This window comes from Acinetobacter suaedae, from assembly GCF_008630915.1.
In the GTDB taxonomy this organism is placed as follows: domain Bacteria; phylum Pseudomonadota; class Gammaproteobacteria; order Pseudomonadales; family Moraxellaceae; genus Acinetobacter; species Acinetobacter suaedae.
The window spans coordinates 517,214-542,306 of sequence record NZ_CP043909.1; the positions used below are offsets into that span (position 1 = coordinate 517,214).

A 25,093-nucleotide genomic window follows, 5' to 3' on the forward strand; every position below is an offset into this window, starting at 1 on the left:
GCCCGAGCGCAAGACATAAAGCTATGCTTTATGTTCTACTAATCCGTTAATAACTCTTTCGGTACTAAGTGGCATGAACTTAATAATAAGTTTAAAAGTAAGACCACCCAAAGCCAAAACAGTTTGCTGGCGACAATAGCAAGAGTGAACCACCTGATCCCTTCCCGAACTCAGAAGTGAAACCTCTTCGCGCTGATGGTAGTGTGGCACTTGCCATGTGAGAGTAAGTCATCGCCAGCTTTTAAATTCAAACACCCCCAACCTAATGGCTGGGGGTGTTTTTTTATGCACTATAAAAAATAAATTGGGGAAAATTACGGTATAACTATTGGGTGAAAAGATAAAACGTGATGTGAATATGCAAAATCATAATCTTGGTTCTTGGCAATCTAGCTTACAGACATTGGTTTATATTTTATTGTTTTTAATTCTCTTTGGATGGTTGTTGAAAGTTGGACAGGGTTTTCTATTACCTATCCTTGTTGCGACGATAGCGATGTATATCCTTATCACATTAAGCCATTGGCTTGTGAAGTTTCCCGTTTTGAAATCTACGCCAGAGTGGTTTAGAAGGATATTGGTATTAATTAGTTTTATCGTGGTTATGGTTCAGCTTATTAGTTTAGTAATTACAACTGGACAGAAAATTTTGGCAAAGATGCCAATCTATGAGGCGAATATTGAACAAGTTTTTTTGCATGTAAATGCATATTTAGGGTGGAGTAATAGTCCTGATTGGCAAATCTTTAGAGAAATGCTGATGAGTCAGATTAATCTTCAAAGTCTAATTACTTCGACGCTTACTTCATTTAGTGCGCTGACAGGCATGTTTTTTGTCATCATTGTATATGCCTTATTTTTATTGAATGAGCGAGATCAGTTCGTTAAAAAATTAATGATTGCATTTCCAGATGGTAAAACTGAACAAACACGGTTATTGATTGCGGATATCAATAAAAAAATTAGTGAATACCTTGTTGTTAAGACACTTATTAATTTGATTTTAGCAACGATTTGTTTTGTCATCCTTTGGGCTTGTGGTGTGGAATATGCATTATTTTGGGCTTTAATTATTGGTTTGTTTAACTATATTCCATATGTTGGTTCTTTATTTGGTGTAATTTTCCCTGTCCTAATGACATTGGCTCAAACTGGTTCGCTGCAATTAACTATTCTGGTTACGATCCTGTTAACGGTTGCGCAAATGTTCGTAGGTAATTTTTTGGAACCGCGTATGATTGGTAAACAAATTAATTTATCTCCGTTTGTTGTATTGCTCTCCTTGTCATTGTGGTCTTCATTGTGGGGAGTCGCAGGAGCGATTCTAGCAATTCCTCTTACTTCAATTTTTGTGATTGTTTTGGAGGCATTTCGATCTACTCGTCCATTTGCTATTTTACTCATGCAAAATCCTAAAAACTACGATCAAGCATAATTGCAACAATAGAGCTCAAATACTTACTTATAGAATTGGGCTCTTATTTTGAATAAATATATCAACGTTTTTAATAAATCATGACGGATAAAATTGATGCGCATTTTGCCAAGCGCTTGCTTGGTTTTTTCTTTTTTGATAAGGTAAAGCGCTTATAAATACTCTAATCGATTCAGAACTATTCAAGCCAGGAAGCAGAAAATGCAACTTAATCCGATCTACTATAATGAACAACACCAAGCTTTTGCGGACAATGTGCGTCGATTCGTGCAAAAAGAAATGGCACCATTTGTTAATGAATGGGATGAGGCTGAAACGTTTCCTCGAGAGCTTTATAAGAAAGCTGCTGAGATTGGATTATTGGGCTTAGGCTTTGGTGAAGAATATGGGGGTATTCCGGATGCGGATCCTTTTTACTCGTTACTCGCTGGTGTGGAAATGGCGAAAGCGGCTTCAGGCGGTGTGCATATTTCTTTGATGGTGCATACCATTGGCGCCCCACCAATTCAGCATTTTGGCAGTGAAGAATTAAAGGCTAAAGTTTTACCGGGCATTATTTCAGGTGAAAAAATTTCAGCGTTAGCAATTACAGAACCTGGTGGGGGGTCAGATGTTGCCGCTTTGCAGACCAAAGCAATTCGTGAGGGCGATTATTATATTGTTTCTGGTGAAAAGACCTTTATCACTTCTGGAATCCGTGCGGATTACTACACAGTAGCGGTGCGTACTGATCCCACCAAAACGGGTGCTGACGGTATTTCTATGCTGTTGGTTGATGCACATAGTGAAGGTATTACTAAAACACCACTAAAGAAAATGGGATGGTGGGCATCGGATACAGCTCATCTACATTTTGATCAAGTTCGTGTTCCTGTATCAAATTTATTGGGTAAGGAGAATGCTGGTTTTAAAGTGATTATGAATAACTTTAATATGGAGCGTTTTTTCTTGGGCGTGGTGGCTTATGGCTATGCGCTTGTCTGCTATGAAGAGGCATTAGATTGGGCACAACAACGCAAAACGTTCGGTAAACGTTTAGTTGACCATCAAGTGGTTCGTCATAAGTTGGTTGATATGGCAACGCAATTGACGACAACACGCGCTTTGCTTGAAGAAACGGCTTGGAAAATGACTCAACCACAATTACAGGGGGCTGATTTGGTTGCTCAAATTTCCATGCTCAAGAATGTCGCAACACGAACCATGCAGTTTTGTGCGGATGCTGCTGTGCAGACATTAGGGGGAATGGGCTTTATGCGAGGAACTAAGTCTGAGCGTATTTATCGTGAAGTGAAGGTCAATATGATTGGTGGTGGTGCGGAAGAAATTATGAAGGACTTGATTAGTAAGCAATTGGGTTATTAAACTTTAATGGAGCTTATTGAATTGTCTCAATCCAGTAGGCTCCTTTTCCATTTGGATGGGTTGCAATATGCCAAACTGATGAATTCTGAGTATAAATGAAAAATTGAAACCCTTGATCCTGTAATTTCTGCTTTGTACCCCGAGTCGCATCGTTTATTTTAATTGGAACTGAACCATGATCGATAAAATAGTCTAAGTCGGTTGGAGAGAAGGTAAATGAACCATGACCAATATTTAAATCAAGGTTATTTATTTCAATAATATTTTTTGTGCTTGGCGGTAAAATTGGAGGTAGCCAACCACGTTCAAAAGCATGTTCTGTTTGAGCATGCTGTAGATCTATAAATTTGGTTGTCACAATATCATTTGTACAACCGAACATTAGGCTGGAAAGTAGGATTATAATTGTACGTTGCATATATTCTGCTTATAAAATTGGCATCACTTTATTTGTTTATTTTAAAGCTTCAAATATTTCAATTACTAGAAGACTTGATATTTTTTATCTGTCCAATTCGAATTTAAAATCGCCCAACGCTCATGATCTTTCCATTCTTTACCACCAACACGTAAATATTGGCGTGAAAACCCTTCTTTAACAAAGCCTGCTCCTGCCACAAGGCGAATGGAGGGGGAGTTTTCAGGTTGGATATTCGCTTCTAGTCGATGCAGGTTCAGTGTTTGAAAAGCTTCGTGTAAGACAAGTTGAAGTCCATGTCGCATATAACCTTGGCCTATATAAGGATAAAAGGCTTCATAACCTAAATAAGCTGAATGGAAGTGACCTCGAATAATATTCGAGATATTAAAGGTTCCTACAATGGCATGATTCTCAGTTAAGCAGACAAAATAACGATGTTCTTGTTGTAGGTATTGTTGAAAATCTGTAGGAGGATATGTCCACGGTTGATGTAGATGAATACTATTTTGGTAGGCTTGTTTGATTTCAGCTAAATCGCTGAGTTGGGGTTTACGTAAATAAATATTTTCTATTTTATTCATATTGCTTTAGTTCATTTTCTAATTCTTCTTTTAAATCGAGAGGATCTATAATCCAAACGGTTGTTCCTAGATTAGGTAACACGCCTACTTTTAGACCGTCATTATTTAAATTTGGAAGCCATATTTCAAGAAAGGTATCTAACTGTATTCGTGATGGTTTAAGCGATGGATAAACTTCATGAAAAGCTAATGCATAGTCAGCATGGGACCATACAGATAAATATTCGAGGTCCTGTTGCGGAGTAATAATTAGGAAATTTTCATTATTGTCTTCTAGGATCCAAAGTTCCTCCCAATCACAAACTTTTGAAATAAAATGTTCATAACGTTGTTTGCTTGTTAACGCAAATACATTTTCCAGTTGTTTTGGATGCATTCGATAACTCATTTCAAAGCCATTTCCCAGACCATTTCCGTCAATTCATCAATTTTCACTTTACCTTCAGGTCGGTACCATGTGACTGTCCAAGAAATAGAACCACCGACTAAACGTCGCCAAATAAATGCATCATGTTTGACTTTGCCTAGAGCGCGTAATTTTTCAATCACATCAAGCCAGACTTGCTCATATTCATTACGCATTTTCAAAAGATAGTCTTGTTTTTCTTTAGATAGAGCAAACCATTCATGTACCAGTACGGCCATTGCCGCACCCGTATCACCAGTAATTGAAATTAATTCAGCTCTGATTAAATCACGCAATTGCTGTTCAGGATCATTTGAGCGTTCAGCTGCTTCTTTAAGCCGTGCAAAGTTATAAATAATGGTTTGTTCCATCACAGTAGCCAGAATGTCATCTTTACTTTTAAAGTGATGGAAGAGACTACCTGATTGAATACCAATAAATTCACCAAGTTGGCGAACCGTGGTTTTATCATAACCTTGCTTATAAAATAGATAGGCGGCACCTAAGAGCAAACGTCCACGTGGGCTATCATCAAAACATACGATTTTAGGTATTTGCTCAATTGAAGTTGCAATCATGCCTGTCCGTCTATCCCGTCTAATCAAAGTGTATTGTAACAAAATTCATTTCATGAATTGTCTTATCTTTTTATAACAAGCATTTGCTTGAATTTGTCTATTTTTGCTAACACAGCATATCATTCTGCACTTTACAAACCAAGCACTTGCTTGGTAATGTTGTATTGTTTTTAATAATAATGAGAAAGCTCATGACAAGCGTCAAGCAGGATGACCAAAAGCCAGTAAAAATTGGATGTGCTTCAGGGTTTTGGGGCGATACCAATACAGCTGCTTTTCAGTTGGTGCATCTGAGTGATATTGATTATTTGGTCTTTGATTATCTATCTGAAATTACCATGTCAATCATGGCTAAAGCAATGATGACCGATCCTAACCATGGTTATGCATTGGATTTTGTTAGTCGTGTGATGTCTCCACTGATGAATAAAATTGCTGAAAAGAAAATCAAAGTGATCAGTAATGCAGGTGGGGTGAATCCTTTAGCTTGTCGTGATGCTTTACAAAAAATCATTGATGAAAAAGGCTTGGATTTAAAAGTTGCGGTGGTACTTGGTGATGACGTATTGCCAAAGCACACAGAACTACAGCAAAAAAATATCAAAGAAATGTTTAATGGTGAGCCTTTGCCTGCACATGTGGCGAGCAGTAATGCCTATTTAGGTGCTGTTGCTATTCGTGATGCTTTGGATTTGGGCGCGGATATTGTGATTACAGGTCGTGTTGTTGATTCGGCTGTGGTGCTTGCACCGTTGTTACATGAATACAAATGGTCATTGGATGACTATGACAAACTCGCACAAGGTTCATTGGCTGGGCATGTAATTGAATGTGGTGCTCAATGTACAGGTGGTAATTTTACTGATTGGCGTTTGGTACAAGGCTTTGACAACATGGGCTTTCCAATTGTAGAAGTCAGTGCAGATTCCTCTTTTGTTGTGACTAAACCACAAGGTACAGGTGGTTTGGTGTCAACTGCAACGGTCGCAGAGCAAATCGTTTATGAAATAGGTAATCCACAAGCCTATTTACTTCCTGATGTGACAGCTGATTTTAGCCAAGTCCATTTAGAACAAGTGGGTGATGATCGAGTTAAAGTCACAGGTGCAACAGGTCGAGCACCAACTCAACAATATAAAGTGAGTGCCACTTATGCCGATGGTTATCGTGTTTTAGTCAGTTTCTTGATTGCAGGTCGAGAAGCGCCAGAAAAAGCACAAACCATTGCCAATGCCATTATCAATAAATGTGAACGTGTATTGGCTTTACGTTCTGTCCCTCCATTTACAGAAAAATCTATCGAAATTTTAGGTATTGAAAGTACCTATGGGGCACATGCACGCATTAAAGAAAGCCGTGAAGTCGTGGTCAAAATTGCAGTCAAACATGTGTTTAAAGAAGCATGTATGTTCTTCGCTTCGGAAATCGCACAAGCTTCTACAGGTATGGCACCTGCATTAGCGGGCATTGTCGGTGGTCGTCCTAAAGCTTCTGCAGTCGTGAAATTGTTCTCTTTCTTGATTGATAAAGATCAAATCAAGGTTGAGGTTGATTTTGCTGGTCAGCGACATCCTGTTGAGATTCCAACTGGCTCAGCTACACAGAATTTTGTTCCCCATCCAACTGGTGACGTCGCAACTTATCAAGGTGATGAAATCGAAGTGCCTTTGATTGAGATTGCTCATGCCCGTAGTGGAGATAAAGGCAATCATAGCAATATTGGTGTGATTGCGCGTAAAGCAGAATATTTGCCTTGGATTCGAGCAGCACTTACTGAAGCTAATGTTTCAGACTATATGCAGCATGTTTTAGATCCAGAAAAATCAAAGGTCATTCGTTATGAATTACCTGCGATGAATGCACTGAATTTTATGTTGGAAAATGCATTAGGTGGCGGTGGGATTGCAAGTTTACGTATTGATCCACAAGGTAAGGCTTTTGCACAGCAATTGTTAGATATGTCGGTGAAGGTGCCCAGAAAACTACTCGCCTGATCACATCAATATCAACTAGTATGTGAGTTTCGCTTGCACAAGAGATTGCAAGCGAAATCAATACGTCTTTTTATAGTATGTCTAGTCCACAAGAAATAAGATAGTTATAGATCGAGTCATAGTGTTTTTGAGGTCTTGTAGGGTCTTTACCATCTACAGCCGGAATAAAAATAACCATACCTTGTCGGGCCCGGGTTAATAGCACTCTATAAGCATTTAGAAGATAACTTTTCGTAGCGTCTTTCTTAATATTTTGCCACTTTGAGCCTTTAAAACTTTGGAATTGCCAACCATTTTCGTAATAAAGATTTATATCCCAGCTTACACATGTATAGTCTATTTCAAGACCTTGGATATCAAATTCGGTTGCGATATCTTCTAAGTAATAAGAGGATCGAGTGTCATCTTGGGTATTTAAAAACCAATTAGTCGGCGAGATATCATTCTTAACATAGATGCCTTCTGCTTTTAGTCTTTTAGCGCCTGAACTTGCGATAAGCCCAATTCGTTCAGTACCTCTAGCTTGATTTCTTAACCAGATTTTTGCTTTGGCTAAGTCTCTAGTGACTTTAATTGGATAATTATATTTAATTTCTTGATAAATTTTAGAAGCTTGATCATTTTGATTATCTAAAATAGATTGGATTAATGACGCAACTTTTTCACTTCGAAATGAGCGGACAGATGTCGATAAATGTAGATCACTTCTTTGATGCCCGTGTTCTCTGACCCAATTCGCTAAATCTAAATCATTCAGGTAGGTATTTGGTTCAGCCAAAATCTTATCGGAGTAATAAATATCCCAAGCTTGATATTTTGTTTTTAGCGACTCGATCCACTCTGAGACACCAGCTTCACCAGTATTAATTTCTTGACCACCGCCGATTAAACATATAATTGTGCACCAGTCATCATGTCGATTCATCACACTGATTAGATATTCTGGTTCAGACATATCAAAGTTTGGAATTCCTTTTTTCTGTTGCATGAACTTAGAGACTTGTTCTTTCTGCCAAGCTCTTTGTGCTTCATCGAAAACAACAACTTTTTCAATTGGTGCATGAGATGTTCTTAAATTATCATCTCTAAAATGATGAATATTTTGAATAAAAGCTTTTGCTTTCCGTTCAGCTTCTGTGCGAGAAATTTTTTGGCCACTTTTTTTAGTAGATTCTACGGAGTCTCTGGTTAGAGCTTCTCTTAATACATCTACTAATGGACCATTGCCAGATAAAAATACGGAATGTTCTGATTCATCGGCTTTGAGCCGTTCATTCGCGATATTGAGACCCGCAAGTGTTTTTCCGGCCCCAGGAACACCGGTTAAAAAGCAGATTGATTTTTTATGATTGGTCTTAGAATCTTCGATAATCTGATTCATTAAAATAGAGGTGTTTGATAGATTTATTGCACCGGCATCACTTCTTGAAATTTCTTTTACGTTATGGCCTTTATATAGAGCTTGAGCTGCTTCAATAATCGTTGGTGTCGGTTTATATATACTATTTTCCCAAGTCTCAATATTTAGACTTTCTTTAACTTTTATTTGGTCTAGGATTCTGATCAGTGTTACTTTAAAGTTTTCTTTATTACATAGAATACAGCCGGTCAGGTCTAGAGAGCTATCAATCTGAGAGGTCGTACTTGGGGCGTTCGTCGAGATAAGAATCGGGATAATCGTTTTATTATGACTTCCTTCATGAAAATTCTGTAAGTCGAGGCAATAGTCTATTGTCTGATTTTGAGCATAATTTGAATAATTTTTGTCACCTACTTTGAACTCTATTACAAAGATCAAGTTATTAATAATTAAAATGTTATCGACTCGTTTTCCCATTCTCGGGATAGAAAACTCAAAATATAAATGTCCACAAACATCTTTAAGCTCTTGTTGTAGAAATTCAATTTGTTCTAGCCAAGCTTTTTTCTGTAAATCTTCTAAATCATGTTGATGGTGGCGTGCCAGTTGTCCAAAAATTGTATTTTTATTTTCGTTTAAAAAAGAATCTATCGAACCTTGATAATAACTTGTATTCATTGTGAGTTTTTAAATTTTAAAAATCTTAAATTGAACAGTATCTTAGCACTATAAATAATGAATTACTTGAAATACTACGACTTCCGCCTTCAGTCACAATATGTACTTTACAAACCAAGCACTTGCTTGGTAGTGTATAGGCATTCAAAAATAATAGATGAATGGACTGTATCAACATGGGTTATCAATCAATTTTCAGAGCAGATGCATTTGACGACAAAGTGATTATCGTCACAGGTGGTGGCTCAGGTATTGGACGCTGTACAGCACATGAGCTGGCATCTCTAGGTGCTCAAGTTGTGATTACAGGTCGAAAAATTGAAAAGTTAGAAAAAACTGCAGCAGAAATTAGCGAAGATGGTGGAAAAGTCCATTTTATCGTTTGTGATAACCGTGATGAAGAACAAGTCAAAAGCATGATTGCTGAAGTCATTGAAAAATTTGGCAAGCTCGATGGTTTAGTGAATAACGCAGGTGGGCAATTTCCTTCGGCATTGGAAAATATTTCTGCTAATGGCTTTGATGCTGTGGTTCGCAATAACTTGCATTCTACATTCTATTTAATGCGAGAAGCCTATAACCAATGGATGGCTAAACATGGGGGCAGCATCGTCAACATGACTGCAGATATGTGGGGCGGTATGCCAGGTATGGGACATTCAGGTGCAGCACGCTCAGGTGTGGATAACCTGACTAAAACGGCTTCTGTAGAATGGGGTAAATCGGGTGTGCGCGTCAATGCAGTTGCGCCAGGATGGATTATTTCATCAGGTATGGACAACTATAGTGGTGACTTTGCCAAAGTGATCATTCCAAGTTTGGCAGGTAATGTTCCGTTAAAACGTATGGGTACAGAATCTGAAATTTCTTCAGCAATTTGTTATTTGCTTTCTGATGCAGCGGCTTTTGTTTCAGGGGTAACTTTACGTATTGATGGTGCTGCATCTCAGGGAACACGCATGTATCCATTGGCAGATGCAACCAATAGCCAGTCTTTTAATGGTTTCCATCGTGCTTTTATTCCAGAAATTTTTAAAGACAAAGCTGGAGAATCAAAAGAATGACCATTCTCCAATCTGAAATTGCGGTCGGTAGTGAGTACTATCAACAAAACCGTGAAGCTTTGTTGAATCAAATTGCGGAAGTACGTGCAGTACAGCAAAAGAGTATTGATAAATCTTATGCGGCTAAACCAAAGTTTGATAAGAAAGGCAAAATTTTGCCGCACGAACGTGTGCGCTTACTATTAGATGCGGATTCACCTTTTATCGAGTTATGTGGTCTAGTTGGCTACAACATGCATGATGATAAAGATGGTTCAGAAGCAGGTGGCGGTATTATTGCGGGTTTGGGCTTTGTTAGTGGTGTACGCTGCCTTGTCTCTGCCAGCAATAGTGCGATCAAAGGCGGCACTATGTCACCGATGGGTGTACAGAAAACCTTACGCTTACAGAAAATCGCACTTGAACAAAAACTACCGATTGTTACTTTAACAGAAAGTGGTGGGGCAAATCTTAATTATGCTGCCGAAGTATTTACCTATGGCGGTATGACCTTTGCCAATCAAGCACGGATGTCTGCGGCAGGGATTCCACAAATTTCAGTGGTACATGGTAATGCCACAGCAGGTGGGGCATATCAACCTGGTCTGTCTGACTATGTGATTGCGGTTCGCAAACAAACCGAAATGCTACTGGCTGGTCCACCATTGTTATTGGCTGCGACTGGTGAGGTGGCAACGGCTGAAGAGTTGGGCGGTGCTGAAATGCATACCCAAGTTTCAGGTGTAGCAGAATATTTAGCTGAAAATGATGCTGATGGGATTCGACTTGCTCGTGAGATATTAGAGCATTTGAATTGGAAGGAACAAAGCACTAGTCTAAATCAAAACTATAAAGAACCACGTTTCGCACCTGAAGAGTTGCTTGGCATCATTCCCAAAGATCCAAAGCAACCTTTTGATATGAAAGAGGTTGTAGCTCGTATTATTGATGATTCAGATTTTCTTGAGTTTAAACAGGAATACGATGCTTTAACCGTATGTGGTTGGGCGAAAATGGGTGGCGTACATATTGGCATTATTACCAACAATGGACCTATCACACCACAAGGTGCGGTCAAAGCAGCACAATTTATTCATCTGTGTGAGCAAACCAAACGACCACTTTTATTCTTGCATAACACTACAGGTTTTATGGTCGGAACAGATGCTGAACAGAACGGTATCATTAAGCATGGTTCAAAGTTAATCCAAGCAGTTGCGAACGTCACTGTACCGAAAATCTCGATTATTGTGGCTGGCTCCTACGGTGCAGGCAACTATGCGATGTGTGGGCGTAGTCTCTCTCCAAGTTTTATCTTTGCATGGCCAAATTCACATGTTGCGGTAATGGGGGCAGCGCAAGCGGGGAAAGTGTTGCGTATCGTCGCAGAAGGTAAACAGAAAGCTTCAGGCATGGAACCGAATCCACAAATGTTGGATTTCCTAGAGCAAAGCACTGCGATGAAATTAGAACAACAATCGACTGCTTTGTTTAATACAGCAATGTTGCATGACGATGGCATTATCGATCCAAGAGATACACGTAAAGTCCTGATCTTCTTGCTACAAACCATTTATGAAGCACAACAACGTGAACTTAATCCAACACGTTTTGGTGTGTCTAGATTTTAAAAATCCCTCCCGACCTCCCTTTAAAAAAGGGAGGAGTTCCCCTCTTTGTTAAAGAGGGGTTAGGGGAGATTAAATTTAAGGAAAAAAATAATGAAATTTACCGCAGAGCATGAAGCATTACGTCGTACCGCACGTCAGTTTGTAGAAAACGAACTCAATCCATTTATTCCAGAATGGGAAGCAGCGGGACGCTTTCCGATTCATGACGTGTTTAAGAAAATGGCAGATTTAGGTTTGCTGGGTATTTGTAAGCCAGAAGAAAATGGCGGTCTGGGTTTGGATTATTCCTATAACCTTGTTGTCGCTGAAGAATTAGGGCGTGCAGCATGTGGTGGTGTGCCACTGGCGATCGGTGTGCAAACCGATATGGCGACACCTGCACTTGCTCGTTTTGGTAGCAAAGAATTAAGAGAAGAATTTTTGAATCCTGCGATTCGCGGCGAATATGTGGCATCAATTGCAGTATCAGAAGTGCATGCAGGTTCAGACGTGGCAGCAATTAAAACCACTGCGAAAAAAGAGGGTGATGATTATGTGATTAATGGCAGCAAAATGTGGATCACCAATTCATTGCAAGCTGATTTCTTTTGTTTACTTGCCAATACTTCAGATGACAAACCGCATGTCAATAAATCCATGATTATTGTGCCTGCGAAGACTGCGGGTATCAGTTTTTCAGAGCCACTGAATAAATTAGGTATGCGTTCAACAACAACTGCTCAAGTCTATTTTGATAATGTTCGAGTGCCGCAGCGTTATTTGGTTGGTGCAGAAGGCATGGGTTTCATGATGCAAATGATGCAGTTCCAAGAGGAACGTATGTGGGCATGTGCCAATGCAGTAGGTGGTTTAGAAAAAGTCATTCAACAAACGATTGATTACGCTAAAGAGCGTACCACCTTTGGTCAGCCACTGATTAATAATCAATATGTACATTTCCGTTTTGCTGAGTTGATGACTGAAGTTGAAGCATTAAAAGCGCTGACTTATCAAGCTTGTGAACAGCATATTGCTGGGGAAAATGTCACGATGTTGGCTTCGATGGCGAAACTCAAGTCGGGACGTCTCACTCGTGAAGTCGCTGATACCTGTCTGCAATATTGGGGCGGCAATGGCTTTATGTGGGATAACCCTGCTTCTCAACTTTATCGTGATGGTCGCCTTGGTTCAATTGGTGGTGGAGCCGATGAAATTATGCTTGGAATTATTTGTAAGTTGATGGACATTTTGCCGAAGAAACAGAAATAAGGCAGGGGAAGATCATGACGCTTTCAACTTCTCTTACTGATCTACAAGTGGATGAAAGTATCCAACTTGAACTACAAGGCAGTATTTTAACGATTTGGCTTAATCGACCTGAAAGCCGCAATGCCATGAGTCTCAATATGGTCAATGCGATTCAACAGGTGTTTGCGCATATTACTGATGATGTATCGATTCGTGCTGTGATTTTACGTGGCAAAGGCGGACATTTCTGTGCCGGCGGTGACATTAAAGATATGGCAGCACTCCGTGTAGAGGCAGCGAATGTGGGCAGCTTACAGCCATATGTTGATTTTAACCGTCGTTTTGGTGCCATGATTGAACAAGTTGATCAAGCGCCACAAACCGTGGTTGTGATATTAGAAGGTGCGGTATTAGGTGGAGGTTTTGGCTTGGCCTGTGTTTCTGATGTCGCGATTAGTCGTGACAATGCTCAGTTTGGCTTACCTGAAACAGGCTTAGGTGTTTTGCCAGCACAAATTGCACCTTTTGTAGTGAAACGCATTGGGCTAACACAAGCGCGTCGTTTGGCATTGTTAGGTTCTCGTTTCAATGGTGAGACTGCACAGAAGTTAGGTGTAGTGCATGATGTAGTGCATGATGAAAATGAACTTGAGCAGCTACTGAGCGATACAGTTCAACAAATCAAACGTGCTGCACCATTGGCCTCTCGCAATACTAAAGCTTTATTACATCGGACTTTGAATGAGCCTTTAGATTCTCTACTCGATGATGCTGCACAGCAATTTGCACAAGCTGTCGGTGGAGTAGAGGGTCAAGAAGGTACGATGGCATTTATTCAAAAACGTTTACCAACTTGGACTGAGCAATGATGAAATTTTCAAAAGTTTTAGTCGCAAATCGTGGTGAAATCGCAGTTCGAGTGATGCAAACAGCGAAAGCGATGGGCTATCAGACAGTTGCTGTGTATTCAGATGCAGATGCCAATGCGCGTCATGTTCAAGTGGCTGATGAAGCTGTGTACATCGGTGCATCCAAAGTTTCTGAGTCTTATTTGTCGATCACCAATATTATCGAAGCCTGCAAAAAGACAGGTGCGGATGCGGTTCACCCTGGTTATGGATTTTTATCTGAAAATACCGATTTCGCCCAAGCATGTAGTGATCATGGCATCACTTTTATTGGCCCAAATGCCGCTGCGATTCATTTGATGGGAAGTAAGCGCTTGTCAAAAATTGCCATGATTGAGGCGGGTGTACCTTGTGTGCCAGGTTATGAAGGTGATCGACAAGATATCGAATATTTAGCAGAACAAGCAGAAAAAATTGGTTTCCCTTTAATGGTCAAGGCTTCAGCAGGCGGTGGTGGGCGTGGTATGCGTTTGGTTCACCAGTCTGCTGATTTACTCGAAGCTTTAAAAACAGCGCGTTCAGAAGCCGAAAATGCATTTGGTTCAGGTGAGCTGATTATTGAAAAAGCAGTGATCGCACCTCGTCATGTGGAAATTCAAGTATTTGGTGATACGCATGGCAATTACGTTTATTTATTTGAACGAGACTGTTCAATTCAGCGCCGTCATCAGAAAGTAGTCGAAGAAGCACCTTGTCCCGTGATGACACCTGAATTACGTCAGCAAATGGGCGAGGCTGCTGTTGCTGCCGCCAAAGCTTGCGACTACATCGGTGCAGGTACAGTTGAATTCTTACTTGATCAATCAGGCGAGTTTTATTTCCTTGAAATGAATACCCGTTTACAGGTTGAGCATCCAGTGACAGAAATGATCACGGGCCTCGATTTGGTTGAATGGCAACTACGTGTCGCAAATGGTGAAACTTTACCTCTACAGCAGCATGAACTCACCTTAAATGGACATGCAATTGAGGTGCGTTTATATGCAGAAGATCCACGTCAGGATTTCTTGCCTCAAACTGGAAAGGTACTCAGTTGGAAACCTGCAGGCTCTGATGGAATGTTACCAAATGTTCGGATTGATCATGGTATGTTAGAACAGGGTGAAATTAGCCCGTTTTATGATCCAATGGTGGCGAAGATAATTGCTTATGGTAAAACTCGTCAGGATGCGATTCGTCTGTTAGCGCGTGCAGTAGATGATTGTGTGCTATTGGGTGTGAACAGTAATAAACAGTTTTTGGTGAATTTATTACGTCATCCGATTGTCGTGGCAGGCGATACTAATACCGCATTTATTCAACAACATTTTCAGGATGATGTCAGCCTACATCAACAAGGGCCAAGTTTGGAAAATCTTGCGGTTGCTGCAGCATTGTTCACTCAACTGAACCAAGCGAAAGTTTCATGGCAAACAGGTATTTCTGTGCCTTTCCCATTAAAACTAAAATGTGCTGATCAACAGCTATTACTTCATGTCCAAACAGATCATGATCAACTGATCGCTATGCTATGTGATCAGCAAGTCAAGATTAAGATTCTAGCGATTCAAGAGACACAGATCATTTATGATGTAGATGGTATACGCCGTAAATTGAATTATGTACTTGACCAAAATCAACTTTATTTAGATACGGCGAATGGCAATCTCATAATTGAGAATAGCACTTACGCAGAACCTGAAGCGGTTGAAGTCATTGGTGATGGGAAGATTCGAGCACCAATGGATGGTGCGATTGTAAATCTACTGGTCAATGCTGGAGATACCGTTACCAAAGGGCAAACTTTGTTGATTTTGGAAGCGATGAAAATCCAGCAACAGATTAAATCTGATGTGGATGGTGTTGTTGATGAGCTGATCGGTCAAGTCGGTCAACAAGTGAAAAAACGACAATTGTTATTAAATGTCACAGTTGCATAAAACGTATGAATTAAAAAGCTAGGCTAGACCTAGCTTTTTAATAATTTCTCTACAGCATTGAGTGAACTTCTCGAATTTCCCTTTAATTCTTGTGTTGCAAACTCTGCCAAAGCTTGTTCATGTGCCAATAAATATTGCAGAAAGGTTTGAGTCTGAGCATCAGCGTGTTGATTCATTCTCTCAAACGTTTCCATAAACGGTTTGGTACCTTGTTTAAGCAAATGCATTGCAACTTTCCACGGAAGTTTTGCCATCGCAATTCCTGATGCTTTGGCTTGTAATTTGATATGTGCTCGTATCTTTGCAGTATGACCATTTTGAATCATAAACTGTTGTAACTTATGTAAAGTCTGGGTTTCCAATTGAGCCAAAACCAGCCATTTATATTGTTGTTCAGTCGAGCGGGTATGCTTTGCTGCATTCAGAAAAATTATTTCACCTAAGATTTCAGATTCAAGTGCAGTATTTAAGTCCTGTTGAAATTTGGGATAACTCATTCCATTGATTTCCAAAAATAAAGAAGCGTTCGTGAGTGTTATTTTTACAGCAGTATAGGTGAAAAAATTAGATGCTGAAATAGTCGCCATCTGTATATCAGATGGCATTATTTTTAAGGAAACAGATTCGATCGTAAGCTTTCAAGACGTTGTTGATACTGCTTTTGCCACTCAGTTTCAGAAAGCTGAGACTTAAGCAGTTGCATTTCTTGTTGCAGTTGTTTGAGTGCTTGTTGGTATTGATCCACTTTCTGTTGCTGCTGTTGTTCACGTTGTTGCTTAAATTGCAGGTCCAATTGCTCTTGTTGTGTGAGATAGCGTTGTTGTAACTCTTGTTTTAGACGTTGTGTTTCAGCAGTTGGCTGTTTCTCGTCAAGTAGTTGAACCGCTTGCTCATAACGACCAAAACTACTTTCTTGTTCCATCAATCGAGGGTATTTTTGTTGAAGTGTCTCTAATGCAGCCAATCGTTGTTCAGGATTCAATTGCGTATTTTGTTTAAGTTCTGCATAAGCAAAACGATAATCTGCATATTCATGTTCTTGTCCAAAACCTAAAGCCGCTTCATCTTTGCCTAGCGTCTGTTCTCTAAGTTTCCAAATTGCATCAAAGCGTTCTTTTGGTGATAGCGCTGTTGAAAGTACGGTGCTTTGCATTTGCTGTTCATATTGCGGCATACGCTTCAATAAATTCTGCACAGTTTGAGCAAATTTTTGATCAGGATAATTTTCCAGAGCTTTGGTTAAGGCTGCATCGCAGTTTTCTAGCTGGCAACTGGCTTTAAACGCATTGATAAATTGGGTGATATTTCCAGGTTGATGCTGCAAGGATTTTAATTGCGTGGACAAAGACTCTTGTAAAATTTGATCTGCATTTTTATGTTGCATGTACTTATCTTGAGTTGAATTGGGTTTTGTTGATTCGGTCCGTGCTGCTTGTTCAATTGCAGCGGAAGAGGCGGTGCTCTTCCAAACTGCAATTCCGACCAAGACCAGTAAAACAAGAAATATTGTCAGTAGTAGTCTCTTATTCATTCGGCATTCCACTTTATGGATTGTAATTAAAGTGTCCCATCACAGGGAAATGATCGGAAAGATCCCATGTCATAAACAATGGGTCAGCAGCCGAACGTAGAATGCGAACATCGTTGCGGGATTGGGTCGGTTGACGGTGATTATTTGATGAAACAACATAATCTAGATATTCAACGGTGGTTCCCCCAGAGCCAGCTGCACCAGCAAGTTTATTGATACGTGGATCAAAAGTAGAGGCCGTATAGCCTGTGCTAACAGGTGCAGTCGCATTGAGGTTAGTCAGCATGTCTTGGTAATCTTGTGGCCATAACAGCTTATTTACATTGAAATCGCCACCCATCAATACTGCATCGAAGCTTGGGATATTTTGCTGATTAATCAATTGTCGAATTTGTTGGAATTGAACCTGACGTAACGCACGAGCTTCATTGGTATCAAATGATGCCGTGTGGGTTGAAGTCACATGGTAGGCTTTACCATTTTTGATGATTTCTGCATAAATCACGCCTTTATCCGCGAAGCAGTCCGTTCCAGTGCAGTCTGGATAAATCATTTCAGCCGTTTTAACGATAGGATAGCGACTTAATACCAGTACCCCGCTATCAAATAAGTTATAGCCAGATCCAATTGGAACATGTGTTTGATATGGATATTGCTGTGCGAGTTGATTGAGCATGCCGGTTCGTGAAGATGAAAATGCTTCCTGCATCAAAATGACATCGTAACCATTTAGATGTTGGGGTAACTCAGCCAAACGCTCGCTAATTTTGCTTGCAACCATAGGTAGGGCGTAAATATTGTAGGATAAAACCTTAATTTCATCGGCATTGTTTGAGACGGGTTCAGTTACCGTATTTTGATGAATGGTGTAATGAAAATCATCATAACCCCCTGTATATTCTGCTTTCACAGCAGTTTGTGCGGCTAAACCAGCATATACAGTATTGATGCGATATACATTGCGATCCGTATACCAAGGTGAGGTTGTCGATGCGGTTTGCATACCATGTTTAATGGTGCTGCCATACCATGTTCCCGTCATGGATTGCTTAAAGGTCACTTGAGAACTGCCACTGGAAACTACGGTATCAAAATTATAGGTTTGACCAGATTTAAGACCTGAATATCGATTCATGCGAAGTACGCGTTTGGTTTCATAAGGCGCTATCTGTGTTGCCTCTTGTGCCCATTGGTTTCCATGTTGCAAAATCTGGGTGCCTGTATGGTTGACTTGTACGGATACCGTTTCGGGGGTGGTATTTGTAATAAAAACATAAGAATCTGCCAATGTATTCTGTGTGGCAAAAGCCCCCATCAGCAGTGCAGTACCGACACTGAATTTAATATTGTTCAGCCCCATTGAATGTCTCTCCTTGTTGATTGTGCATGCATAGATGATTAATAAGTTTCATCAGGCAATGGTGTTGATTTTCATTTTTGAACATTTGTGTTGTTATTTGTTCGAAAATTATCATAATGAAAAATTATTGCTAAATCATGTAATTTTTATACCGTTCATCTGATTTAAACAAAGTAATTTATATTAATGATTTTCAAATGGACATTAGAAGGTATTTCAGTATGGTGTTTGTGGAGAAGGAGATGTGTATGGAACATGGATTCGAATATGAAAATTTGAATTAGTAAATGGCTAAGTAGATAATTAAAAAATCTGGCAGGATGAGATTCCCTGACAGATTGAATGAAAAAATGGGGTAGGATTAAGCTTGATCTGCTGCGCTAATGGCTGCACTGGCTTGTTTTAAGCTATATAACAGTTGTCCGAGAAGGACATCTTTATTACTTAGCGTGACGAGAACCATCGGATGATGGGGGGCTGGGATTGCTGTTAGAATCGCTTTGCCATTCTCAGCATCTAAGGTGATACTCTGGCATCCTGTAAGTTGGATTTCATTCAAAAAAGCACTGACCATTGCCAAGATAGAACTACTTACCGCAGCCAATTTACTACTGTTATACGGATTCTTTTTATAAATTGATGCCAACTCAAAACCGTCAGTAGAACAAATCATAATATAATCAATACCTCGAATATTGAGTAGAATCTCATTGGCTTGTGATTTCGCTAACTGAATCAGTTCTTTCGGTGCGGTACGATGTTGGCTAGGGATACTAAACATAATTTTTCTCTTTATTAAAGTCGTTAATGGGTTGCTTTTAAATTTACTTCTAAAGTTGCAATCAGTGATTCAATCATCAGTAGAATATGTTCTTGTTTACGAGCATCAATAAAAAAAAGTGGATATTGATAGTTATTCTGTGTCAACCACTCTCGATACATCGCAGTAGATTGCCCTTTATTTTCATCAACATGAGTAATGCCAATCGAAATATTCTGCGTATAGTCTTTAAATGTATCTAGATATCCCTCGAGCTCTTCAATCGGCACCTTGCTGTTATGATCAACTAACAGAATTACCCCAAGGGCACCTTGACAGATGACGGGCCAAATAAAGTCAAAACGCGTTTGTCCGGGGGTACCATATAAGCCTATTTTAATGCCGTCATCTAGGGTGATTTCGCCGTAATCAATCCCTACAGTTGTTTCAGCTTTACTGTGCGCTTGAGTATCCGTGTTAAATGCTTCAGTTGCTAGCACAGGGACTTCAGAAAGAGATCGTATTGCTTCCGTTTTACCTGCGCCCATGCTTCCTGCAAAAACAATTTTATATTGTTGTAGAATCATATTATTCCTTAAAGCCCAAAGCGGCGTCTAATTTTTCCAAAAAACTTATTTAAAAAACTTTGTTGTTCAGTAGGTTGTTCCACTGTATTTGATTTTAAGTAATGACCGTCAGCAGCTGAAATAATGCTGCCATTATTTGATGCAATACAGGCGGCAATATATTGCTGCACTGTTTGAATTGGTATGTTTAAGTGGCTTGCAACGTGATTCAATTGAGCACCTTGGATGAAACAAGCAGACAGCAAAAGAATGATTTTTCGATCAGTGCTTTGCATCGGCTGAGGCCAATAATCAATTTTGTAATATTCTTCTGCAACAGGTGCTAGTGTTTGAAACTCATGCGAGTACCATATCAAGTTCCATAGCCAGTCTTGTAAATTGTAGTCAACTTTACGAGAAACTTTGGTGAAATCAAATGTTGTCGCAAATGCATAATTAAAACTGTGATTGGTATGTGTATGTATACGTGTAGGTTCTAGCCAAGCAACGTGGCTGCGTGTATCGATAATTGCCAATGTGCCGTGATCGTCAAAAAGATGTAGACGTGCATTTTCAGGATCTAACATATCCGTTAGAAACTTTGCATCTACGGCATTGTGCGTTGAAACTGTTTCTGTTTTAGGTTGCTGTGATTGTTGATGTGATAGATAGCTTAAAAGACGGAGTTGAATCCAGTTTTTCAATGCATCAGTTTGTTGAAAAGGTAGGTATAGAGTATTATTTTCTTCGATGTTATAGCTACCTTGTCCCTTTGAAACTTTTAAACAAGGAAGTTTCTTCTCTTTTAAAATACGCTGAATACCTTCGGTATCAAAAAAATTTTCATTTATTAATAATAAGTCTATATTTGGATCCGCAATATTAATCCAGTTAATTCCAAAATCATTGGGTATGGTTTTTCTAAGCTCTATTTTTAATTCATCTGAAACTTTTAAACTTATACCTGAAATTGCGATATTAATGCAATGCCCATTCATAGTATCACTTTAATATTGGTAAAATATTGGACTGCAGGATAATGGTCTTTAATATGGATTTTATAAAGACTATTGTTAGACCTTTTATATTGTTTTTGAAGATACTAATATAAAAGGTCTAATATAAAATATTTTTAGTCTTGCTAATAGTTAAGCAAAGTCTAATTCTTTTTCAAAAGTTTTAAGTTCGTGACGAGCCATTGCTAAGTTGGATTTACTTCGATCCAGTACAACGTAGAGGAAAAGGTTGCCATTGCTTTCTAAGGGACGAATTAAGTGGTATGCCTTACCAAGCGTGATTAAGATATCTTCGATATCATCATTTAATTTCAGTGAGTTAGCGACACGGCGTTTTGCTCGTATAACTTCAGTATTACCTGCTGCCGCTAGCTCTAAATCAAGTGCCCCACCACCTTGTGTTGCGAGGGCTAAACCACTTTCTGTGTCTACTAATGCTGCCGCAACGAAACCATCGATGTTTGATAAGCTTTCTAATGAAATTTTAGCCATGATATTTTCTCTACTAATACATTGTTGTTTATAAGTTTATATAACTTACTTTTGTTTTAATTGGTTTTCAAAAGTAGTTAATTTTATTATAGGAAACTATTTTATTTAATCAATCATGCTTTTTAATAATAGAAATATATAAGGTGTTAATAATTGACAATTTTTGTCAAGATAAGAGTTTAAAATATTAATTGTGGATGCTATTTAAATGTTAATGTGATTTTTGTCACTTTATTTTTGGCGCTTTAAATCTTGTTGTTATTGTAAGTAAATGTAAAATTATTATTAAACTATTTGAAATATAATATTTATATAAACTTTATTTTTTGTAAGTATGTGATAAAGAAAGAGATAAACTCTTCTTTATCACATGGCTGTTTAGGCAATAACAAGTTGAGTATATGAGCAATACAAGATGCCTAAAATGATGAGTGCAACAAAAGGTGCCGTAATAGAAGACCATGTTGGAATATGTGGTAGTTCAACATTCGTTGTTTCATGATGATCCAAATTAGGTTGGGCTTGATGTACCATTTTATTGAATTCTTGCATGGTTTCTTCTAGTGAGACATCTTCTTGTTCAATCGGTTTTGAACCTAAGAGTTCGGTCAATTGGTTGGTTGACCAGACCCAATCCTCAGCTTGACCGGATAAGTGTTCTACTTGGCCCAAAAGTAACTCTGTGAGGCCCGTTTGACCAAAACTTCCTGTCTCATCCAATTGTTTTAGTTCAGCAAGTTGTAATGATAAAACTTCAGTTAAGCTTGTTTCTAATTCTGTTGCATTCAAGGCCGACTGGTTGTGTGGCGATGTAGTTAGATGGCGCGTAATTTCTTGGATGTAAAGAGGATCAGAGGTTTGAACTTCTTGGTAATGCTTTTGAGGATTTTGTTTCCAAAGGCTAATCAAGCGACCAAGCGCGAGTGCATTGATTTCATCAATATAAACGATTTTTTCAGGTTGAGAATATTGACTAAATAGTTGCGGTTTTTGAATTTTAATTTGTTCAGCAAAATATTGAACTAAGTCAAAGGCCATTATATATATCCTCAATTAATCTAAAATTCTAAGCGAAGGTTTTTTCTTAGTTGTTTCGGCTTTTTGTTGTACTTCCTCTGAGTCATTGCTGATAACTTCTTCAATATCATCATATTCAGAAGGATCGAAGAATAAACCTTGACCATTTTCTTTTGCATAAATGCCGAGTATAGCTCTGATCGGCACATAAATTTCTTTGGCAACACCACCAAAACGTGCAGAAAAAGTAATTGCTTCATTGCTTATATGCAATTGATGAATTGCATGAGGTGCAAGATTTAAAACAATTTGGCCATCTTTAACAAATTGTTGTGGAACATCAGTATGGGGTTGTGTTGCATCAACCAATAAGTATGGTGTGAGTTGGTTATCGCAAATCCATTCATAAATGGCACGAGCAAGATAGGGGCGTGTAGGGGTTAACGTTATTTGCTCAGACATAATTAAAAAACTTATTAAATCGTAGAAATCAATTTATTGTAGCTGTTTTTTTCTTGAGCTGTCATTGATTTAATGAAAGATGGACGGCTAAAGATACGATGACAATACAAGAAAATTGGTCGACAGTGTTGTTCGGGTAAATCTATTCCCATGCTTTTTAGTCTTAAGAAGATTGGTGCAAGCATGCAATCTAAGATGGAAAAGGTTTCTGACATAAAAAAAGGATAATGCTGGAATAAAGGGGTAAGTGAAATCAAAGTATTCCTTAACTCCTTCTGGGCTTTTTGTTTTTGTGCTAAGTCGAGTGTATCTGCATGTCTAAGCATATGATCAACGAGTTTGAACCAGTCTTGTTCAAAGCGCCAGATATATTGGCGTTGCTCAGCTCTTGCCATAGGCGCATCCGCATAAAGCTTATTTTGACGATAGCGGTCATCTAAATATTCGGCGATTACATGCGGAGAGAAGAGCTTAAGATTCTGCTCAATCAACATTGGAAGTTGATTATAGGGATTTAGGTCAGCCAAATCCTCATCTTCATGGTCTGTGATAATAAGTTGGTATTTAATTTGTTTCTCAGCAAGCAGAAAACGAATCCAGTGTGAACGGAAATCATCTGCATGACTATAAAGCGTAATGCCTTGGACAGGGCTTGGGGGATTTTCTAAAGACATAAATCCAAAAAATTCTGATTGACTGTTTAGAATACTAAAATTAACGTTGGAAAGCACTTAAATATTAATAATATGGTTCTTACAGAAGAGATTCATTGCTGAGTCGGATTAATGAGAGATAAGAATGAAACGAGATTATTTGATTATGTTGAGTGGTGTGTTATTTCTCAACGGTTGTATTAGCTCATCTGTTGTAACACAACAAGGTAATATTACATCTTTAGGGGAGGAGGATATTGAGACTAGTATGGCAATTACGATGACAACTCATCAGGATAGTTCACGATATGGTGGAATAAAAAAACAGTATGTGGTCAAAGGCTGTAAAGTGACGATTTATAACGATGGACCAATCCAGATGGTGAATGAAAAAACAGACCAACCCTGTAATGCACCGATTCCTAAAGATCATCAATTTACCAAGATGAGTCGAATCTATCAGGAAAATGGTTGTAACATGACTGAGTCAACTGCTGCGGATGGGATTAGGGATGTAGTGATGGATTGCCCCCAAAAGAAGTGAGCATATTTCAGCCATAAAAAAACCTCGGAATTTTCCGAGGTTTTTTTGTCCAATTCGTAAAACGATTAACGTTTAGAGAATTGAGGACGTTTACGAGCTTTACGTAAACCAAGTTTCTTACGTTCAACTTCACGAGCATCACGAGTAACGAAACCAGCTTGACGAAGAGCAGGTTTTAAATTTTCGTCTGCAGCGATCAACGCACGAGTAATACCGTGACGGATTGCGCCAGCTTGACCACCGATACCACCACCTTTAACAGTGATGTAAAGATCAAATTTTTCAGTAACTTCTAAAAGTTCTAAAGGCTGACGCACAACCATACGAGCAGTTTCACGACCGAAATATTGCTCTAAAGTACGATTGTTGATTACGAGTTTACCTGTACCAGCTGATAAGAAAACACGTGCAGTTGCGGTCTTACGGCGACCTGTACCATAATTAGTAGCCATGTGCTGTATCCCTTAGATGTCCAAAACTTGTGGCTGTTGAGCAGTATGAGGATGCTCGCTACCAGCGTACACTTTCATTTTTTTGATCATTGCATAACCAAGAGGACCTTTTGGCAACATACCTTTAACTGCTTTTTCTAAAACAGCTTCAGGTTTGTGAGCGATTAACTTCTCGAAGTTAGTCTCACGGATACCACCAGGGAAACCAGTATGGCGATAATACTTTTTATCAAGTGCTTTGTTACCAGTCACTTGAATATTCTCAGCATTGATAACAACGATGTAGTCACCAGTGTCAACGTGAGGAGTATAAGAAGTTTTGTGCTTACCGCGTAAACGACGAGCGATTTCAGTCGCGAGGCGACCTAAAGTTTTGCCAGAAGCATCAACAACATACCAGTCATGTTGAACTTCAGCTGGCTTAGCGCTGAGAGTTTTCATTAAACCACTACCTATTATAGTTGGTTTGGACGGTGAAATCTGTCCAAACAAAAGGAGACCGAATTCTACATTAATTTATAAAACGGCACAACAAAAAATCATGCAAGAGACATTATTTTGCTGCAAAGTGACTGATTTGGTCAACAACGAGACCATAATTTTAGTTTGTATGGTTTTGCTTGTGGTAGAGAGGTGTTTGACTTATTATTTTTATTAATTAATTGAAATAAATAGAAGTATTTACATGTTTTCT

26 protein-coding genes and 1 rRNA gene are annotated in these 25,093 nt (G+C 39.0%); 10 read left to right on the top strand and 17 right to left on the bottom strand.

The genetic code is table 11. The annotated features are described in order from the left end of the window. Positions 1-125 precede the first annotated feature (125 nt). The 3 genes from rrf (at position 126) to F2A31_RS02485 (ending at position 2,800) form a co-directional block, all read left to right on the top strand. Positions 126-240, top strand: a 5S ribosomal RNA gene (rrf, locus tag F2A31_RS02475). Between the two features lie 118 nt (positions 241-358). Then, positions 359-1,435 carry an AI-2E family transporter gene (locus tag F2A31_RS02480; RefSeq protein ID WP_150025018.1) on the top strand — a complete coding sequence of 359 codons (1,077 nt, stop codon included), beginning with the start codon at positions 359-361 and terminating at the stop codon, positions 1,433-1,435. 201 nt (positions 1,436-1,636) lie between these two features. Beyond that, positions 1,637-2,800 carry an acyl-CoA dehydrogenase family protein gene (locus F2A31_RS02485; protein ID WP_150025019.1) on the top strand — a complete coding sequence of 388 codons (1,164 nt, stop codon included), beginning with the start codon at positions 1,637-1,639 and terminating at the stop codon, positions 2,798-2,800. A gap of 13 nt (positions 2,801-2,813) precedes the next feature. On the opposite strand, the gene F2A31_RS02490 is transcribed toward F2A31_RS02485, so the two are convergent. From F2A31_RS02490 to F2A31_RS02505, 4 genes are all read right to left on the bottom strand, one after another. After that, positions 2,814-3,218: a hypothetical protein gene (locus F2A31_RS02490; RefSeq protein WP_150025020.1), complete on the bottom strand. Its 405-nt coding sequence runs from the start codon at positions 3,216-3,218 to the stop codon at positions 2,814-2,816. Positions 3,219-3,283: 65 nt separating this feature from the next. Then, complete coding sequence (locus tag F2A31_RS02495; protein ID WP_150027634.1) at positions 3,284-3,793, bottom strand: GNAT family N-acetyltransferase; 510 nt, start codon at positions 3,791-3,793, stop codon at positions 3,284-3,286. Between the two features lies 1 nt (position 3,794). Continuing rightward, a complete protein-coding gene (locus tag F2A31_RS02500) occupies positions 3,795-4,178 on the bottom strand; it encodes a DUF2750 domain-containing protein (protein WP_150025021.1) in 384 nt (127 codons plus the stop codon). Between the two features lie 8 nt (positions 4,179-4,186). Further along, complete coding sequence (locus F2A31_RS02505) at positions 4,187-4,786, bottom strand: TetR/AcrR family transcriptional regulator (RefSeq protein WP_004669660.1); 600 nt, start codon at positions 4,784-4,786, stop codon at positions 4,187-4,189. A gap of 191 nt (positions 4,787-4,977) precedes the next feature. On the opposite strand from F2A31_RS02505, the gene F2A31_RS02510 reads away from it, so the two are divergent. After that, positions 4,978-6,780 (top strand): acyclic terpene utilization AtuA family protein, encoded by a 1,803-nt coding sequence (locus tag F2A31_RS02510; protein ID WP_150025022.1) that lies wholly within the window; start codon positions 4,978-4,980, stop codon positions 6,778-6,780. A gap of 70 nt (positions 6,781-6,850) precedes the next feature. Here F2A31_RS02510 and F2A31_RS02515 read toward each other — a convergent pair whose 3' ends face one another. Continuing rightward, the gene (locus tag F2A31_RS02515; protein WP_150025023.1) at positions 6,851-8,818 is read right to left on the bottom strand and encodes a DUF2075 domain-containing protein; all 1,968 of its coding nucleotides are present in this window, start codon (positions 8,816-8,818) and stop codon (positions 6,851-6,853) included. 176 nt (positions 8,819-8,994) lie between these two features. Here F2A31_RS02515 and F2A31_RS02520 point away from each other — a divergent pair, with 176 nt between their 5' ends. From F2A31_RS02520 to F2A31_RS02540, 5 genes are all read left to right on the top strand, one after another. Continuing rightward, positions 8,995-9,882 carry an SDR family oxidoreductase gene (locus F2A31_RS02520; protein WP_004950251.1) on the top strand — a complete coding sequence of 296 codons (888 nt, stop codon included), beginning with the start codon at positions 8,995-8,997 and terminating at the stop codon, positions 9,880-9,882. Continuing rightward, positions 9,879-11,492 (top strand): acyl-CoA carboxylase subunit beta, encoded by a 1,614-nt coding sequence (locus F2A31_RS02525; RefSeq protein WP_150025024.1) that lies wholly within the window; start codon positions 9,879-9,881, stop codon positions 11,490-11,492. The genes F2A31_RS02520 and F2A31_RS02525 overlap by 4 nt, the downstream gene beginning before the upstream one ends. Positions 11,493-11,582: 90 nt before the next feature. Next, on the top strand, positions 11,583-12,740 hold the full coding sequence (locus F2A31_RS02530; RefSeq protein WP_150025025.1) for an acyl-CoA dehydrogenase family protein: 1,158 nt from the start codon (positions 11,583-11,585) through the stop codon (positions 12,738-12,740). A 14-nt stretch (positions 12,741-12,754) separates the two neighbouring features. After that, positions 12,755-13,588, top strand: coding sequence for an enoyl-CoA hydratase/isomerase family protein (locus F2A31_RS02535; RefSeq protein ID WP_150025026.1), 834 nt, complete (start codon positions 12,755-12,757; stop codon positions 13,586-13,588). Continuing rightward, on the top strand, positions 13,588-15,546 hold the full coding sequence (locus F2A31_RS02540) for an acetyl/propionyl/methylcrotonyl-CoA carboxylase subunit alpha (RefSeq protein ID WP_150027637.1): 1,959 nt from the start codon (positions 13,588-13,590) through the stop codon (positions 15,544-15,546). The genes F2A31_RS02535 and F2A31_RS02540 overlap by 1 nt, the downstream gene beginning before the upstream one ends. Before the next feature lie 29 nt (positions 15,547-15,575). Here F2A31_RS02540 and F2A31_RS02545 read toward each other — a convergent pair whose 3' ends face one another. From F2A31_RS02545 to F2A31_RS02590, 10 genes are all read right to left on the bottom strand, one after another. After that, on the bottom strand, positions 15,576-16,043 hold the full coding sequence (locus F2A31_RS02545) for a hypothetical protein (RefSeq protein WP_150025027.1): 468 nt from the start codon (positions 16,041-16,043) through the stop codon (positions 15,576-15,578). A gap of 113 nt (positions 16,044-16,156) precedes the next feature. Then, complete coding sequence (locus tag F2A31_RS02550; RefSeq protein WP_150025028.1) at positions 16,157-17,077, bottom strand: lipase secretion chaperone; 921 nt, start codon at positions 17,075-17,077, stop codon at positions 16,157-16,159. Between the two features lie 13 nt (positions 17,078-17,090). Then, complete coding sequence (locus F2A31_RS02555; RefSeq protein WP_150025029.1) at positions 17,091-18,437, bottom strand: sphingomyelin phosphodiesterase; 1,347 nt, start codon at positions 18,435-18,437, stop codon at positions 17,091-17,093. 361 nt (positions 18,438-18,798) lie between these two features. Further along, positions 18,799-19,218, bottom strand: coding sequence for a roadblock/LC7 domain-containing protein (locus F2A31_RS02560; protein ID WP_150025030.1), 420 nt, complete (start codon positions 19,216-19,218; stop codon positions 18,799-18,801). A 23-nt stretch (positions 19,219-19,241) separates the two neighbouring features. After that, positions 19,242-19,784 carry a GTP-binding protein gene (locus F2A31_RS02565; protein WP_150025031.1) on the bottom strand — a complete coding sequence of 181 codons (543 nt, stop codon included), beginning with the start codon at positions 19,782-19,784 and terminating at the stop codon, positions 19,242-19,244. Positions 19,785-19,792: 8 nt separating this feature from the next. Then, positions 19,793-20,761, bottom strand: coding sequence for a hypothetical protein (locus F2A31_RS02570; RefSeq protein WP_150025032.1), 969 nt, complete (start codon positions 20,759-20,761; stop codon positions 19,793-19,795). A gap of 150 nt (positions 20,762-20,911) precedes the next feature. After that, positions 20,912-21,271 (bottom strand): roadblock/LC7 domain-containing protein, encoded by a 360-nt coding sequence (locus tag F2A31_RS02575; RefSeq protein ID WP_150025033.1) that lies wholly within the window; start codon positions 21,269-21,271, stop codon positions 20,912-20,914. A 378-nt stretch (positions 21,272-21,649) separates the two neighbouring features. Beyond that, positions 21,650-22,309 carry a hypothetical protein gene (locus F2A31_RS02580; protein WP_150025034.1) on the bottom strand — a complete coding sequence of 220 codons (660 nt, stop codon included), beginning with the start codon at positions 22,307-22,309 and terminating at the stop codon, positions 21,650-21,652. 15 nt (positions 22,310-22,324) lie between these two features. Next, positions 22,325-22,750 (bottom strand): ClpXP protease specificity-enhancing factor, encoded by a 426-nt coding sequence (locus tag F2A31_RS02585; protein WP_150025035.1) that lies wholly within the window; start codon positions 22,748-22,750, stop codon positions 22,325-22,327. Between the two features lie 14 nt (positions 22,751-22,764). After that, positions 22,765-23,424, bottom strand: a complete 660-nt coding sequence (locus F2A31_RS02590) for a glutathione S-transferase N-terminal domain-containing protein (protein WP_150025036.1) — start codon at positions 23,422-23,424, stop codon at positions 22,765-22,767. Between the two features lie 124 nt (positions 23,425-23,548). On the opposite strand from F2A31_RS02590, the gene F2A31_RS02595 reads away from it, so the two are divergent. Continuing rightward, complete coding sequence (locus tag F2A31_RS02595) at positions 23,549-23,947, top strand: hypothetical protein (protein ID WP_150025037.1); 399 nt, start codon at positions 23,549-23,551, stop codon at positions 23,945-23,947. Between the two features lie 65 nt (positions 23,948-24,012). On the opposite strand, the gene rpsI is transcribed toward F2A31_RS02595, so the two are convergent. Together rpsI and rplM are read right to left on the bottom strand one after the other, a co-directional pair. After that, positions 24,013-24,399: a 30S ribosomal protein S9 gene (rpsI, locus tag F2A31_RS02600; RefSeq protein ID WP_004775642.1), complete on the bottom strand. Its 387-nt coding sequence runs from the start codon at positions 24,397-24,399 to the stop codon at positions 24,013-24,015. 12 nt (positions 24,400-24,411) lie between these two features. Next, a complete protein-coding gene (gene rplM, locus F2A31_RS02605; RefSeq protein ID WP_004640836.1) occupies positions 24,412-24,840 on the bottom strand; it encodes a 50S ribosomal protein L13 in 429 nt (142 codons plus the stop codon). Between the last annotated feature and the right edge of the window lie 253 nt (positions 24,841-25,093).

Coding starts and splice junctions, on each gene's coding strand:
- F2A31_RS02520 (WP_004950251.1), top strand. CDS start 8,995: ATGGGTTATCAATCAATTTTCAGAGCAGATGCATTTGACGACAAAGTG.
- F2A31_RS02485 (WP_150025019.1), top strand. CDS start 1,637: ATGCAACTTAATCCGATCTACTATAATGAACAACACCAAGCTTTTGCG.
- F2A31_RS02490 (WP_150025020.1), bottom strand. CDS start 3,218: ATGCAACGTACAATTATAATCCTACTTTCCAGCCTAATGTTCGGTTGT.
- F2A31_RS02545 (WP_150025027.1), bottom strand. CDS start 16,043: ATGAGTTATCCCAAATTTCAACAGGACTTAAATACTGCACTTGAATCT.
- F2A31_RS02585 (WP_150025035.1), bottom strand. CDS start 22,750: ATGTCTGAGCAAATAACGTTAACCCCTACACGCCCCTATCTTGCTCGT.
- F2A31_RS02515 (WP_150025023.1), bottom strand. CDS start 8,818: ATGAATACAAGTTATTATCAAGGTTCGATAGATTCTTTTTTAAACGAA.
- F2A31_RS02525 (WP_150025024.1), top strand. CDS start 9,879: ATGACCATTCTCCAATCTGAAATTGCGGTCGGTAGTGAGTACTATCAA.
- F2A31_RS02570 (WP_150025032.1), bottom strand. CDS start 20,761: ATGAATGGGCATTGCATTAATATCGCAATTTCAGGTATAAGTTTAAAA.
- F2A31_RS02575 (WP_150025033.1), bottom strand. CDS start 21,271: ATGGCTAAAATTTCATTAGAAAGCTTATCAAACATCGATGGTTTCGTT.
- F2A31_RS02560 (WP_150025030.1), bottom strand. CDS start 19,218: ATGTTTAGTATCCCTAGCCAACATCGTACCGCACCGAAAGAACTGATT.
- F2A31_RS02580 (WP_150025034.1), bottom strand. CDS start 22,309: ATGGCCTTTGACTTAGTTCAATATTTTGCTGAACAAATTAAAATTCAA.
- F2A31_RS02480 (WP_150025018.1), top strand. CDS start 359: ATGCAAAATCATAATCTTGGTTCTTGGCAATCTAGCTTACAGACATTG.
- F2A31_RS02535 (WP_150025026.1), top strand. CDS start 12,755: ATGACGCTTTCAACTTCTCTTACTGATCTACAAGTGGATGAAAGTATC.
- F2A31_RS02530 (WP_150025025.1), top strand. CDS start 11,583: ATGAAATTTACCGCAGAGCATGAAGCATTACGTCGTACCGCACGTCAG.
- F2A31_RS02500 (WP_150025021.1), bottom strand. CDS start 4,178: ATGCATCCAAAACAACTGGAAAATGTATTTGCGTTAACAAGCAAACAA.
- rplM (WP_004640836.1), bottom strand. CDS start 24,840: ATGAAAACTCTCAGCGCTAAGCCAGCTGAAGTTCAACATGACTGGTAT.
- F2A31_RS02565 (WP_150025031.1), bottom strand. CDS start 19,784: ATGATTCTACAACAATATAAAATTGTTTTTGCAGGAAGCATGGGCGCA.
- F2A31_RS02510 (WP_150025022.1), top strand. CDS start 4,978: ATGACAAGCGTCAAGCAGGATGACCAAAAGCCAGTAAAAATTGGATGT.
- F2A31_RS02550 (WP_150025028.1), bottom strand. CDS start 17,077: ATGAATAAGAGACTACTACTGACAATATTTCTTGTTTTACTGGTCTTG.
- F2A31_RS02505 (WP_004669660.1), bottom strand. CDS start 4,786: ATGATTGCAACTTCAATTGAGCAAATACCTAAAATCGTATGTTTTGAT.
- rpsI (WP_004775642.1), bottom strand. CDS start 24,399: ATGGCTACTAATTATGGTACAGGTCGCCGTAAGACCGCAACTGCACGT.
- F2A31_RS02595 (WP_150025037.1), top strand. CDS start 23,549: ATGAAACGAGATTATTTGATTATGTTGAGTGGTGTGTTATTTCTCAAC.
- F2A31_RS02590 (WP_150025036.1), bottom strand. CDS start 23,424: ATGTCTTTAGAAAATCCCCCAAGCCCTGTCCAAGGCATTACGCTTTAT.
- F2A31_RS02555 (WP_150025029.1), bottom strand. CDS start 18,437: ATGGGGCTGAACAATATTAAATTCAGTGTCGGTACTGCACTGCTGATG.
- F2A31_RS02540 (WP_150027637.1), top strand. CDS start 13,588: ATGAAATTTTCAAAAGTTTTAGTCGCAAATCGTGGTGAAATCGCAGTT.